This is a genomic window from Photobacterium marinum, assembly GCF_000331515.1.
Lineage (GTDB): Bacteria > Pseudomonadota > Gammaproteobacteria > Enterobacterales > Vibrionaceae > Photobacterium > Photobacterium marinum.
The window spans coordinates 85,835-99,900 of sequence record NZ_AMZO01000015.1 but is presented as its reverse complement, the minus strand read 5'-3'; the positions used below and the strand labels follow the sequence as shown (position 1 = coordinate 99,900).

The 14,066-nt window shown below is 44.4% G+C and carries 12 protein-coding genes; 4 read left to right on the top strand and 8 right to left on the bottom strand.

From position 1 onward, the window contains the following. Positions 1 to 102 precede the first annotated feature (102 nt). The 7 genes from C942_RS10130 to C942_RS10100 all read right to left on the bottom strand — a co-directional run bounded on the left by C942_RS10130 (position 103) and on the right by C942_RS10100 (position 6,521). Positions 103 to 615: a SixA phosphatase family protein gene (locus C942_RS10130; protein ID WP_007465315.1), complete on the bottom strand. Its 513-nt coding sequence runs from the start codon at positions 613 to 615 to the stop codon at positions 103 to 105. 131 nt (positions 616 to 746) lie between these two features. Beyond that, complete coding sequence (locus C942_RS10125) at positions 747 to 1,997, bottom strand: ABC transporter substrate-binding protein (protein WP_007465314.1); 1,251 nt, start codon at positions 1,995 to 1,997, stop codon at positions 747 to 749. A 23-nt stretch (positions 1,998 to 2,020) separates the two neighbouring features. Then, on the bottom strand, positions 2,021 to 3,463 hold the full coding sequence (locus C942_RS10120; protein ID WP_007465312.1) for an ATP-binding protein: 1,443 nt from the start codon (positions 3,461 to 3,463) through the stop codon (positions 2,021 to 2,023). A gap of 35 nt (positions 3,464 to 3,498) precedes the next feature. Beyond that, a complete protein-coding gene (locus tag C942_RS10115) occupies positions 3,499 to 4,224 on the bottom strand; it encodes a response regulator (protein WP_036799585.1) in 726 nt (241 codons plus the stop codon). A 304-nt stretch (positions 4,225 to 4,528) separates the two neighbouring features. Continuing rightward, positions 4,529 to 4,735: a DUF3283 family protein gene (locus C942_RS10110; protein ID WP_007465310.1), complete on the bottom strand. Its 207-nt coding sequence runs from the start codon at positions 4,733 to 4,735 to the stop codon at positions 4,529 to 4,531. Positions 4,736 to 4,830: 95 nt separating this feature from the next. Then, positions 4,831 to 5,622, bottom strand: coding sequence for a hypothetical protein (locus C942_RS10105; RefSeq protein ID WP_007465309.1), 792 nt, complete (start codon positions 5,620 to 5,622; stop codon positions 4,831 to 4,833). A gap of 380 nt (positions 5,623 to 6,002) precedes the next feature. Further along, positions 6,003 to 6,521, bottom strand: a complete 519-nt coding sequence (locus C942_RS10100) for a porin family protein (RefSeq protein ID WP_007465308.1) — start codon at positions 6,519 to 6,521, stop codon at positions 6,003 to 6,005. Between the two features lie 523 nt (positions 6,522 to 7,044). On the opposite strand from C942_RS10100, the gene C942_RS10095 reads away from it, so the two are divergent. The 4 genes from C942_RS10095 (at position 7,045) to C942_RS10080 (ending at position 12,950) form a co-directional block, all read left to right on the top strand. Further along, complete coding sequence (locus C942_RS10095) at positions 7,045 to 7,215, top strand: XapX domain-containing protein (RefSeq protein ID WP_007465306.1); 171 nt, start codon at positions 7,045 to 7,047, stop codon at positions 7,213 to 7,215. Between the two features lie 41 nt (positions 7,216 to 7,256). Then, positions 7,257 to 7,967 (top strand): purine-nucleoside phosphorylase, encoded by a 711-nt coding sequence (gene deoD, locus C942_RS10090; protein WP_007465303.1) that lies wholly within the window; start codon positions 7,257 to 7,259, stop codon positions 7,965 to 7,967. A 388-nt stretch (positions 7,968 to 8,355) separates the two neighbouring features. Next, complete coding sequence (locus C942_RS10085; RefSeq protein WP_036799564.1) at positions 8,356 to 9,846, top strand: lactate dehydrogenase; 1,491 nt, start codon at positions 8,356 to 8,358, stop codon at positions 9,844 to 9,846. A 236-nt stretch (positions 9,847 to 10,082) separates the two neighbouring features. After that, complete coding sequence (locus C942_RS10080) at positions 10,083 to 12,950, top strand: hybrid sensor histidine kinase/response regulator (RefSeq protein WP_232428163.1); 2,868 nt, start codon at positions 10,083 to 10,085, stop codon at positions 12,948 to 12,950. Between the two features lie 305 nt (positions 12,951 to 13,255). Here the strand turns inward: C942_RS10080 and C942_RS10075 are convergent, their stop codons facing one another. After that, positions 13,256 to 13,837: a PadR family transcriptional regulator gene (locus C942_RS10075; protein WP_007465298.1), complete on the bottom strand. Its 582-nt coding sequence runs from the start codon at positions 13,835 to 13,837 to the stop codon at positions 13,256 to 13,258. Between the last annotated feature and the right edge of the window lie 229 nt (positions 13,838 to 14,066).

The following is a 14,066-nucleotide window of genomic DNA, read 5'->3' as shown; positions in this document are numbered from 1 at the left end:
CTCTCCGTAAGTGCGGCGAATATTATATAGCTGACGGAAAGTTGTAAAGCACAATATCAATAAAACAAAGTCAACCGTTCAAACAGCAAGCAAATCATATGATTATTTTCCACTATGGTTCATTTTTGGCTTCTTTCGTTTGGGATAATCATAATAAAGCGCTATCGCAGGTTCATTATCAATGTCTTTCCAACTATCGATTTCAAGACCAAACACGATAACTCCACACGTCGGAAAGTTATCTAAATCAAAATCCAACTGGCTGATTAACTCATTCATTGCCGGGTTATGACCAACAATCATCAGTCGATCAATTTCATTTGGGCTGTTCTGAATCACTTCCAACAGCACTGCAGGTGAATCGGTATAAAGCGAAGAGCATGCTTCCAGTGTTGGCTTACCGGAAAGCCCCTGAGCAAAAAAAGACGCTGTCTGAGCAGCTCGTAGTGCTGTACTGGAAACAATAAGCTGTGGACCTAACTGCCAGGCATCAAGCCGAAAAGCCATTTCCGGCGCATTTTTCATGCCGCGTTCACTTAAAGGACGATCGTGATCATCCAGCTTTGGGTTATCCCAGGAAGACTTTGCATGACGAACAAGAAACAGCAACTTCATTTTCACCTCCCCCTTTAATTCCAAACAGAAGAATTATCACACTAAGTATATGAAGTAATTAAGGTGGTGTACGAATGAAAACAAAAAAACGGCCCTGAGAACTTGGGCCGTTTATGAAAGAAAATAGTTACTTAGATCGCCGATTTTACTGCGCGGGCTAATTTGCCTGCTGCTTGTTGCGGATCCGGTGATTTAGCATTAAAGAAGTTAGTTACCACGTCAAAAATCGCCGCCTGAACATAACTTGTGGTTGCCAGACCTTGAGATACACTTGGCACCAGCTCACCATTGGTCGACGTCGATCTGAACGTTGCCATAGAATCCAGCGCACACTGATCAAACTTGCTCATGTCCATATCAAGACGAACTGGAATCGAACCTTTATTTAGATTGAAGATCTCCTGAAAGTCCTTATCCAGAATGGTTCTGGCAAGCTGCTTTTGCGCTTTACGGTTTTCTTCATCACTCAGTTTGAAAAAAGCAAAGCTATCGATGTTATAGGTAAACTGCCCTTCTGTACCCGGAGCAGCCAAACACAGGTAATCCTTACCCGGCACCTTACCGGCCGCTGCAAACTCACCTTTTGCCCAGTCACCCATGATCTGCATCGCTGCCTGACCATCAATCACCATTAAGGTAGCTGCATTCCAGCTACGACCACGATACTGAGGATCAATGTAATCACGCATTTTATTAAACTGGACAAAAACTTCCGTCATCTTGTCGCCGGAAAGCACATCCATATCAAGATCAACAAAGGCTTTCTGATAATCTTCAGCTCCCAGAACGGCCAACGCCACAGCCTCGAATAATGTGATGTCCTGCCATGGTTGACCGCCATGAGCTAGAGGCACGAAGCCTGCGGCCTTCACCTTCTCTGCGGCAATGAAAAACTCATCCAGTGTTGTCGGTACTTTGGCTCCGGATTTTTTCAATACATCAGGATTCACCCAAAGCCAGTTAACCCGGTGGACGTTAACCGGCACAGCAACATAATTACCGTCGTATTTCATCACCTTAGTCACGACTTCCGGCAATACCTGATCCCAATGTTCAGCATCAGCGACATCACTCAAATCAGTGAGGAAACCCAACTTCCCCCACTCCTGAATATCATGACCTTTAATTTGCGCTGCTGACGGCGGATTTCCTGAAACAGCTCGAGTTTTCAAAACCGTCATGGCACTTTCACCACCACCGCCTGCAACCGCAAAATCTTTCCAGGTATTACCCTGACCTTCAATCTTCTGTTTCAGCACAGACACAGATTTAGCCTCACCGCCAGAAGTCCACCAGTGCAAAACTTCCACTTCTCCTGCAGAAGCAACAGACGCAGACAACGCCAGTATCAATACAGGCAAAGCCCGTTTAAAAGTCTTCATACGTTTCCCCGAATGCTCCTTCCCTACTCTTTCAGCAGGCGAGGAAGGTAAACTTTAACCTCCAGACCACCTTCCTTAGCATTGTGGATGGTCATATCACCGCCATGGGCGTGGATAATATTACGCGCGATCCCCATTCCCAGACCGTGGCCTTCGTCATCTTTGGCAATGCGGAAATAAGGCTCAAAAACCGTTTCCAGCATCTCTTCCGGAATACCTTCCCCTTTATCTTTAATGATCAGCACAAGAGCATCAGGTTCATCCGAAACAATGATATTTACCTCATGACCATACTTCACCCCATTATCGATCAAATTACTCAGGCATCGTTTCAACGCCAATGGTTTGCCCGTAAGTGGAGCAATTTTGGTATCCGGCAGGTGAACCTTGGTTCGTTTGCTGTTATGACGTTCAGCAATACTTTGCAGCACTTCCGCCAGATCAACCTGGATAAGGTTTTCGTGAAGGTCGGTGTCTTTCACTGTCTGCAAGGCACCTTTCACCATCATCTCAAGCTCATCAAGATCACGGTTAAATTTCTCGATTTTATCCTCATCGTCAATCAACTCAGCTCGGAGTCTCAAGCGAGTAATTGGTGTTTTCAAGTCATGGGAAATAGCAGAGAAAAGATGCTCACGGTCATCGATATAACGGCGCAGGCGCAACTGCATCCGGTTAAATGCCTGAGTAGCCGTTATCAGTTCACTCGCCCCTTCTTCCACCAGCGGTGGCTGGTAGATATCAAAACTCAAGGCATTGGCTGCATTAGCCAGGCGCTTCAAAGGCTTGGTCTGGCGACGAATCATGAAATAAGTAAACACTAACAGCAGAGTAGTAATGAACAGCAAAAACATCACTTGCTGGTTAGTGATGATTTCATCTTCCAGGCTGACGTAAGGCGCAGGCAAAAGAGCGGCGATATAAAGCCATTCATTCTCTGCCAGCTCCAATTGGACAACCAGGATCGGCGGATTTAATGGCTCGAGGCTGAGCGTATAGTGAGCCCAGGATCGCGGTAAATCGCTTAGCAAAATATCGTTTTTCAGAACATGAAGAGTTTCCGGGTGGGAAAACTCTACTCTGATAACGTCAAGACGCGGAAGCTTCTCTCTCAAGACTTCATCAAATACCCTGACGGCGGTATTTTTCATTAATGAGGACGGAATAGGATCAATCTTGATTTCTTCTTCATTAAACGAAACGAAGAAGCGGGTGCCTCCCATATTTCGCAACTGATCCAGAACGATATGCCGATATTCCAACGGAAGAGACTGAAAGAATGTAACTGTAGAGGCAAACATGTTAGCCATGCTGGCTGATGCTGACTCAAGCCCCTCCAGATCCCGCTGTTTTGACTGGCCATACCAAATCACAGTGGCAATCATTTGGGCAAGGAAAACTGCCAGCAATGTTAGCCACAGGGTGCGGGCCAAAAGAGACTTTGGCCACCATTTTTTCAAATTCATGCTGCGATGCCTTGTTGTATCACATCAGGAGGGAATCACTCTTCGTAAGTGACTTCGGCATTAAAGGCGTAGCCGTTACCACGAATTGTTTTGATCAAACGCTGTTGTGTACCCTTGTCACCAAGGCGCTGACGTAAGCGACTAAGCTGAACATCAATACCACGTTCAGAAGGGTGTGCTTCGCGGCCTCGGGTCGCAAATGAGATCGTATCCCGATCCAATACTTCATTAGGGCGGGTCAAAAACAGCATCAACAACGCAAAATCACTGCCTGACAGTTCGTAGTCTTTGCCTTTATCCAGGTCATAAAGACGCTGTGACCCGGTCTCCAAACGCCAGTTGGCAAAGCGAATTGCCTTCGGCGTTGCCGGAGCCTGCTGCGTTTCAGTTGGTTGAACCCGGCGCAGTAACGCTTTTATACGCGCCATAAGCTGGCGCGGGCTAAACGGCTTAGCAATATAGTCGTCAGCACCCAGTTCCAGGCCAATGATCTGATCCATTTCGTCAGATACCGCTGTCAGCATAATAATAGGTACATCAGAAGTTTTACGAATGTACTGACAAAGGGTAAAACCATCATCACCCGGCATCATAACATCCAATAAAATGAGATCAGGGTAACCCATCGCCAGCCGACGCTTCATTTCTTCGCCTTCGGCCGCTGTTGTGACCGTAAAACCTGCTTTCGTCAGGTACTCATCCAGCAGCTCGCGAATTTCCTGATCGTCATCAACAACAAGAACCTTCTTGCTCGCACTCATTTCACCTTCCTTTTGTACCGGTTTTTTCCAACCATCTGGCAGCACCCAAACATACTCACTGCCAAGCCAGTGAAAACCGGAGATATACCATATTACTAAACCAGATACCTTGATTCCGAAGCGTTACTATACACGCGTTTCTCAGGCTGTATCTTTCTTTAAGATACCAGACCATAAAGAAAAAGGCGCGCATTATGCCTCAGAATCATGAAGTTCACATCAAAGACTGATGATTTAGTCAATATCTAATCACTGAGATCAAAAAAGCTGCCAATGGCAGCTTCTTTCAGCAGAGAGATGAGGGTTATGCAACACCCATCTTTGTCTTGTACTTGGTTACCGCGTTGTCGAAGAATTCGCGCTCATCGTCATCTTCAATATTGTTGCTGACTTCAGCAATAGCTTCGTAACCACGCTTGGCATTCTTAATTTGCCAGACAACATAAGCGGCCTGCTTATCCAGTTCAATACGGTTTTTTTCAGCTTGAGATAACAACGTAAGATTATGCATAACCAGCACCAACGGAAAAACACAGCGCAAATCTTAGCTGATTTTCTTGTCGGAACCAATGCATAAACAGCCAAGTGCACCGGGATTAACCGAAATCAAAAGCCAAGGAGCATTTTAAAAATCAAAAAGAAGCTGACAACCACTCCCATGATGAGCCCGAAACTTAAAACCGGGCTGAGTGTCGACTTACAAGGATTATGTATCACATCAGTCAGTGTGGGCTCAGGTTCTGTAGGGTCCGTTTGTTTTCTGACCAGTTCTGAAATGTAATAGGTGACAGTTTCAATACATTCATCAGCAGAATCGATAACCTGAGCACCGAACCACTTTTCGTTATCAACTAACTGATCGTCACCTACTGTTTGTGGCTTACTGAATAATCCTGTCCGGCGATCAATAACAGACACCGCATATTGATTATTTTCTTTATACCAGACCCAGCATGGTAAATAATTGCCCTGAACTTTGACTTTACTTGGAAATGGGTAATGAGTGTCGGTCATCAACTGAAGTAATTTGTCTTTTGAACCAATTAAATAATGCAGTTGCTGGATACACTCTTCCAACCAGTGAGGAAAGTTATTCCGATAAGATGTCTGACGTAAGGGAGCAAGGCGGGATGCCCCTCTCACAACATATTCACTGACAATAGAACAGACTGATTCCTTATCGGACCAAAACGACTCGGCCTCAGCCTTTGGTAATGAAATCCTCTGACAAATCAATCCACTTGGCGAGACCATCAGTAACTTTTGTTCGCCACTCTTACCTGAGGCGACTGCATCATCAGCAGGCTGATATTCAACCTGCCAAGGTAGTTTTACTTTACGGAGAATGGCTGCATTGACTTTATCTGCTGTAGCCCGGTAGTAGTCAAAGTTTGTCATCAATACGCCTCCGTTTATGCTCTCGACAATTATTGACTACATAGTAAAGGAATTTATTTTCAGCAACTATGATCCGTTTCATTTTTTAGAAAATTGGCACTCTTTTACTTTTTTCTTAATAAAGACTGAATAAAAACAAAAAAATTATTTATTGAACAGTTAAATCTGCATCATCAATGCTATTCCTCAACCAAATAAATAAAAAAATGAAAGCACAATTTATCCTAACTATTAAGTAGCTAGCCATATGAACTGTAAAATTTTCACCTTCGGAGATACCTTCTCAACGAGTTCCACTAAATCTCCTATATACAGAAGTAAAGAAAGCTACCTAGGTGGCAGCTTTCAGTCATCTTTATGTTAACAGGCAGGAAAACAGGTCAAATTCCAAGCTGTACACCCAGTACAACGGCGTTACTCTCAACGTCACCCATATTGCGGTACTCATACCCCAGGCTCAGGTCAAGTAAAGGCAGCAGGGTGAATACAAAACCGGCCCCTCCGGTAAAGCCCCAACCGTCATCATTTATTTGTATTCCCGGACTCTCAATATCCACATCGTAATAATTTGTTCCGGCTTTCGCGTATAAATTACCGATCAATAAAGGAAGATCCCCACGGATTGTTACCGGAAACGCCGTATAGTCAATTTCATTGTCTGCTGTTTGCAGATTCGCATCCACATCAGCACTACCCTGCACGACCCCTGCATTAATGCTTAGTATGTCATTGAACTGATACCTTGCATGAACGCCATACTCAAATCCATAGTCACTGTTACCGTCAAATTTAACATTGGCTCCACCAGCCGTTGCACCTGCTGATAAACCAAAAATCTCAGCACTTACAGGTAAAGAAGCAAAAAATAATACAGCTGCTATCACGTACTTTTTCATCATTGTATTCCCTCACAAAGTAGCCCCCCGACAGAGCAGATATGTAGTATCAAACGATCGGCTTATGCCTTTAATCCATAGACAACAACTAGAGTAAATACCAGTTGGCAAAGGCATTACGTGTTGGGGATCACTATCCCATTTTTGACTCATTTTTGAACCTGGTCGCAATGTAATCCATTGCAAGATCACATGTTCACTTGAGCTGTTGCATTACTTTTTCTCAACGCCAAGCATTTGCTCAAAATAACATAACACATTGATAAAAAGCATAAACCATCAAAAAAAAAGGATTCAAATTGCCAATTTACAAGCCTATCAGGCAAACGGTTTCCCTCCCAGTTTCAACAGAATTGGTAATCGACAGCCATTTTTTGGATAATAGCGAGACAATTTGTGATCGCGATCGCGAGATTGTTAACGCTCGTTGCTTAAACTGGCTCCATCAAACGGCAACAATAAAAGGCGCCAGTCAGAGCAGCCTCACAAGCCGAAACAAAACATGCAACACAACGAGGGTAAACACATGAACGAGATTTTACTTGCAATCTTTGCAGGTTTAATTGTTGGCGTATTTTTCTCCGCCATCAAACTTCCGCTTCCAGCGCCACCTGTACTGCCAGGCATTATGGGTATCGTAGGTGTTTACCTTGGCGGTATTGCATACCAAACTATTGTTGAGCGTTTTTTTTCTTAATTTCCCATATTCATTAAATAACAAATTCCGAGGAGTGAGCTATGGCTACCCCACATATCAATGCAGAACTTGGTGATTTCGCTGAAACAGTCCTGATGCCAGGCGACCCACTGCGTGCCAAATTCATCGCCGAAAACTTCCTGGAAGATGTGAAGCTTGTATGTGATGTTCGTAACATGTTCGGTTACACAGGCACTTACAAAGGCAAAAAAGTTTCTGTAATGGGCCACGGTATGGGTATTCCGTCATGCTCAATCTATGTTCACGAGCTGATCAAAGATTTCGGCGTGAAAAATGTAATCCGTATCGGTAGCTGTGGTGCTGTACATGATGACGTAAAACTGATGGACGTTATCATCGCTATGGGTGCATCAACAGACTCTAAAGTAAACCGCATTCGCTTTAGCGACCATGACTTTGCAGCAATCGCTGATTTCCACCTGCTGGAAACTTCTGTAAACCAGGCTCGCCAGCAAAACGTTCCTGTTCGTGTAGGTAACGTTTTCTCTGCAGACCTGTTCTACAGCCCTGAAGCTGACCTGTTCGACAAGATGGAAAAACTGGGCATGCTGGGTGTTGATATGGAAGCAGCTGGTATCTACGGTGTAGCTGCTGAGTTAGGTGCTCGTGCACTGACTATCCTGACAGTTTCTGACCACATCAAGCGTGGCGAGAAACTAAGCTCTGAAGACCGTCAGAAGTCTTTCAACCAGATGATGAACGTAGCTCTGGAAACAGCTATCAGCATCTAATCTGATTTTCAGTGGCTGGCGTTACCCCCGATTACGCCGGCCACTTATTTCCTCATGGTAGGCGCAAATACGAATGTGATTAATGCATTGATCATATTGGTATTAGTGAAAACTAGGGACAATTAGGGTTAGCAAGAGACAGACATTGCAAATGGTCGCAGCTCAAAATTTTGTAAAATGTGGCGTCTTACACAATTTGAACTGAGGGCTGACTGCAAACCTCTGCGCTCAGGCGCACCGGATGCTCTTTCTGTTAATTGGTAACATCTAATTATGTACTGAATAAAAGGTGCATTCCTTTTATTCAGTACCCTTCCCTCCCCCTTTTAGTGAAAGGCTTTGCGGCTAATCACGCTATGCTCTGGCACACGGATAAGGTTAGGCTGTTATGATGAAAACACTTCACACCGATTGCAATGATTCCTTATTGCCTCCGGCTAGCGGTAATCTTCAGCTTAACCACTGCAAAACTATCGGCTGCTGTAATTTCGGTTCCACCGACAAACATCACTACGTGTTACAACGAACCAATCCTCACCGTCCGACTCTTGTATGCCGAGAATGCGGTGCATTTCCGCCTGTTCTGAATAACAACGATGTGTTGGCCGAAGTTGCCCGCCTTAAGATAATGCAAAGCAGCGGTCTGCCAGCCTGTAGTAATCCTGAGTGTGAAAATCTCGGGTTACCTGTACTAACTCACCGTCACCTATATCATGCATTTGGCTACAGTGGTGACCGTCAGCGTTATCGCTGCAAATGCTGCCAAGCCACGTTTGTTGACCGCTGGTCAGGCTTTAACGGCAAGAACCAGATTCAGCAGAAATTACTGGCACTGCTGTTTACCGGCTGTTCGGTACGAGACATCTGTCGTCGTCTAAGCATGAACCCGAAATCGTTCTACGATCAACTGTCACAAATTGCTAGCCGCTGCCGTCGCCAGCTGTCGATGTTCGATGCGCGACTATTCAAACATGCCCAGACACTGTCACTTGCATCCGACCTGATCCCGTTACAGCCAAACAGCAGTAACGGGGTTACCTGGATCGCAAGCTGTGAAGCAGCTTCCGGTTATGTTGTCGGGCAGCATGTTAACTTCCAGCAAAGTGATGTTGAAGATGCCAGCGAAGAACATGATGCGTACGTTGATGGCACCCGCTTCATGGCACCACCAAAGGCAAGACTGGTTGAAGTACCACCTCCGACACCACAAGGTATTCTTGCTCGCGTTGATGCTAAATACCGTGAAGTACTGTCACGTCCGAACCTAGAAGATCCACTCAGCAACATGCCGCGGATTAACTATCCAGCCAAAGGTTGCCTGATCCGCCCGCAGTACACGGTATATGCACATTACCTGCACCTCGCAGAGATGCTGGAATACAATGAATCACTCGCGATTTTCATACCACAAGAACCGCTGATGCGTTCTGCCTGTATTTCTGTATTTATGGATCGTATTAAAGCGAAAACCATTCATCCGCTCTACGTTGAAGAAGATATGGGCTGGCTGCATGGACAGGCAGCAGGAAGAATCGACATCGTACTGATGGGATGGTGGCGTGATCGCTGGGCATTCACCCGTCATGACGACATCAGTAAAGGTGTCTGTCACCTTGGTGGTGAAAAAGGTGATGAAGACAAATGGCTGGAAATCGCATCTCACCGCACTATCAGCGACTACCAGAAACGTTTCCATGACCAATTCGCTCAGTTGGTTGATGAACCGCGCCGTAAACTACGTCCGGCTGGTTTATTGCCTCTGCTCGATATTTACAGAGCATGGCACAACCTATGCCGACAGGATCGTTCAGGACTAACACCTGCACAGCAAATGGGCCTGACCTCCGCCCCACTAACACTTGAGCAACTGCTTAGTTAATTCCATTTCACCTGAGCATCAATCCCCCCTGGCTGCATGCTATTTAGTATGCAGCCTGATAGTTTTCACTAATTTCATTCCTCTAAATACAAGCCAAATGGCACGTCAGCTCTTTCTTTTCACTCGCTTTGCAGCTGAGATCAACTTTCCTTCCTTCAGTCATGCGAAGAGATTGATAATTATCTAAGATTTATTTACAAACAATTAATAAATCTAAAATCTTGGGGTGCTGTAGATTGTTTAGGGTAATTCCATATCGTATCAAGCCAATGTTACTGGCAAGTATGTTGTTCATCGGTATTGTCCCGGCTTTCATATACAGCTGGGTCACCAGTGAAAAACTATCAACTGTCGCACTGACACAGATTTCTCAAAATCTTAGTAATCGAACGGATCTGGCTGCACAGAATATTGATGATATTCTTGCAAAACGGCTGGTTATACTCAACACACTGGCCAACTCCCCTATTTTTGCTTCAAATGCCGGCTCAGAGCGTGTAACCCATCAGTTCATCAGCCGCTACCTGGAGAAAATTACAACTGTCGATACCGCCTTCTCTGCCATATATTTGCTTGAGAACACAAAAGACAGATATACCGTAGCTGAGTCATCCCACCTAATTTCAATAGCCTCTCTAGTCGAAAAATTAAACCAGGCCGGTATCAATCAGCTAACGGCAATTCCCGAAATACTAAGCAACACACCAAATAATGTCTTTATCTCCCAGCCACAACAGCAGGATACAACGCCTTTTGTTTACTTAATCACTCAAGTTAACACTTCAGAGCAAGCAGGCACTTCAGCAAACACGCAAAAAATGCTGATTGTGAAATATGAGCTGAGTGAACTTAACGAAAAGCTGGTTTTCCTTGCAGAACGCATTAATAAGCAGGACCACCTGCTGCTTATCGATCCAAGTGGCGATGTGATTTTGTCCGGCCCACAACAAGGCCATCACCTACAGACATTCGAAAGTTTCAGGCAGGTCTACCTGACAGACGATAACAGTCATAAACAAGTTCTGCGCTATAGCGACCGTTACGGTGATGAACTAATTGCGACTATTTCCCGGCTAACAATACAGGACAATGAACAACAGCCTCTCTGGTCACTGGTTTCAATCACCCCGAAAGATATGGTGACCCATACTCTCGACTACATGCACAAATTCTTTATGGCTTCGTTACTGCTAACAGCGGTGATTGTCATTATCCTTTCTATAACAATGACCAAACGCATTACAAAGCCGCTGGCAAAACTTTCCCGTTTTGCCGCCCAGTTCAGATTAGGCAACTATGACAGAAATGATGAATTTGAAGGCCCGCATGAATTACAGGTTCTGCATGATGCTCTGAACCAGGGGGCAGATAAAATCTCTTACGACACCCAAAGACTCAACCGCGCCCTGCACAAAGCCGAGGCCGCGGACAGAGCAAAATCGGCTTTCCTTGCTAACCTATCCCACGAAATCCGGACACCGATGAATGGCATGCTGGGACTTTCCCAGTTGCTGTTAAAAACGAAACTGTCGGAAGAGCAGGAACATCACCTGCGCACTCTACTGGACTCCGGCAAACACATGATGACGCTACTCAATGACATCCTTGATTTCTCTAAAATTGAACAGGGCCAGCTTAAACTTGATCCAACCAACTTCTGCTTTACCGATCTTGTCGGCACGATAGAAAGTACTTATTACTCTCTGGCCAAAGAAAAAGGCATCGACTTCAATATCAACTGCGAATTTAACCAATATGACTGGTTCTATGCCGACAAAGCCAGGATTCGCCAGATCCTATTCAACCTCATCAGTAACGCCATCAAATTCACTGAAAAAGGCAAAGTCGAAGTCAATTTAAAGATGGAAGAAGGTGCCACGCAGAATGAGCGCATACTGACTATCACTACCACAGATACCGGTATAGGTATCGAACCGGATCGGATTCACTACATATTTGATCCATTTGCTCAGGCTGAAGCATCTACAAGCCGTCGTTTTGGCGGAACCGGACTTGGATTAAGTATCGTAAAACAACTGACTGAACTGATGAACGGCAGTGTTACCCTGGAGAGCACGCCGGGTGCAGGCTCAACCTTTACGGTCACCCTAACAATTCACCAGGGTCAGTACATGCAACCGGAAGTGGACAATGTTGAGTTCGACCAACAAGCTTTCGCCAATCTTAAAGTACTGATAGTGGAAGATAACCACCTTAATGTTTTAATCATTGATGCTTTTCTTAAACAAAGAGGCTTTACTACCCGTACAGCAGAAAACGGCGCCAGAGCCCTGGCCATTCTTGAACAGGAATATTTTGATCTGATTCTGATGGATAACCATATGCCTGTAATGGATGGCATTGAGGCAACACGTAAAATACGAAAAGTGAATCAGCAGATTAGTCAGGTGCCAATCTTCGCCTGTACTGCCGACGTATTTGAAGAAACTCAGAAGTCGATGCTGAATGCAGGGGTAGACTGCGTCATCACAAAACCGCTTGATGAACGTAAACTGCTAGATGCACTTCAACGCTTCAAACATAAGATTACGCATATGGCGAGGCTTCGGGAACTACAGGAAGCTACGCTGCCAACAGAAAAAGCAAAATCTGTCATTACGACCGAAAATGCCGTTACTGATATCCAGGAACAAGCGTCTTCACTTCCACCAACGAGCACGCTGACAGAAGAAATACTTACTACCACAACAGGCAATGATGGATATGCCGACAATAACAATAATCTATTCGAGCCGGAGAATTTCAGCCAGATCGAGCTGAATTCACTGCTAGAGATGATGGATTATGACCAAGAAATCATCTCACAATTCCTGATGATCTTTGCTGAAGAGCACTGTAACGATGTTGATAAGCTCCGGACGGCCATTGAACAAAATGACATAGATGAAGCCATTCTGCTCAGCCATTCTCTGAAAGGCGCATCAGGTAGTATCAGTGCACAATATGTTCATCAGTCAGCCATGTATATTGAACAACAACTTAAAGCCGGAGAACTGCCTTCTGAAGCGGATTTGCTCAGGCTTGAAGAAACACTGATGAAGCTGACAGATGAAATCCATCAACAACTAGCTTCTTTTTGCTGACGTCCAGACCAGTGAAAAGCCATCTCTGAAACAGAAAGAGCGACAGCCATCATTGTGATAACTGTCGCTCTTTTTCTTTTTAGCCAGATAGTTATTTTTACTGCTCTCTATAATATTGGAGCTTTAGTTTCTGGCACTCTTCTACATTTTGTATTTTATTTTTATTTCTATTGTCGTTTATTAACGATTGTGCGCTGGTATGTTCTGTATGGATTTATCTTGTAATCAAAATCCATGTCTATTTTCTACTTACCCTCTTTACTTAAATTGTTAACTCAACATCTACACAAGCTGATATATACTATCTATACACAAAGACGAAGATTTGCCTGTTCTGTATTCTCTGAACTATCTAGTTCTTTTAATTCGGCAAGTACATCTTCAGCCCAGTAAATCCATGCCTGACGGTTATGAATTGCACGACGAAGTGTCAAACGCTCAAGACGAGACTGACGAGTCATGTTTCGATAATGCGAGTAGTACACTTTTTCCAGCGCATCATAATGGTTCAGCAACGAATACGATTCTTCAATCAGTGACTCAAGCTGCTTCTGCATTGGCTCTGAGTCATAAATACTGCAGACCAGAAGTTTTGCAGATACTTCATCACGAATAGTCGGGTTTCCAGCAGGTTCTTGGAACCATTCAAACAACGTCTGTCGTCCCAGATCCGTTATCGAATATACCTTCCGATCCGGTTTACTGGTTTGCGGTACAACAGTGGATACAACCAGGTTGTTACGAGCCATTTTATTAAGCTCACGATATACCTGCTGATGACTTGCTTTCCAAAAGTAACCGATACTCTGGGAAAACTCTTTAGTGATATCGTAACCCGTAGAGTCCCGATTACTCAGTATGGTCAAGATTACATATGGTAGTGACATAGCTTTTCATCCATCAAAAGTACAACAAGGGAGGATTAGTTGAATCAGAAATTCCTTTCTGAATATGCAAACCCCAATCAATTAATTGATATGCACATGATGAATATTTTTTGGGAACAAGTAATAAATAATTGTGTAAATTTATGAACAACACATAGCTCTAGCTGCTGTTTCCAGTTCAAAAAAACTCCAATTAAACAAGTACTAAAGGATATTCCAGCTAAAATAT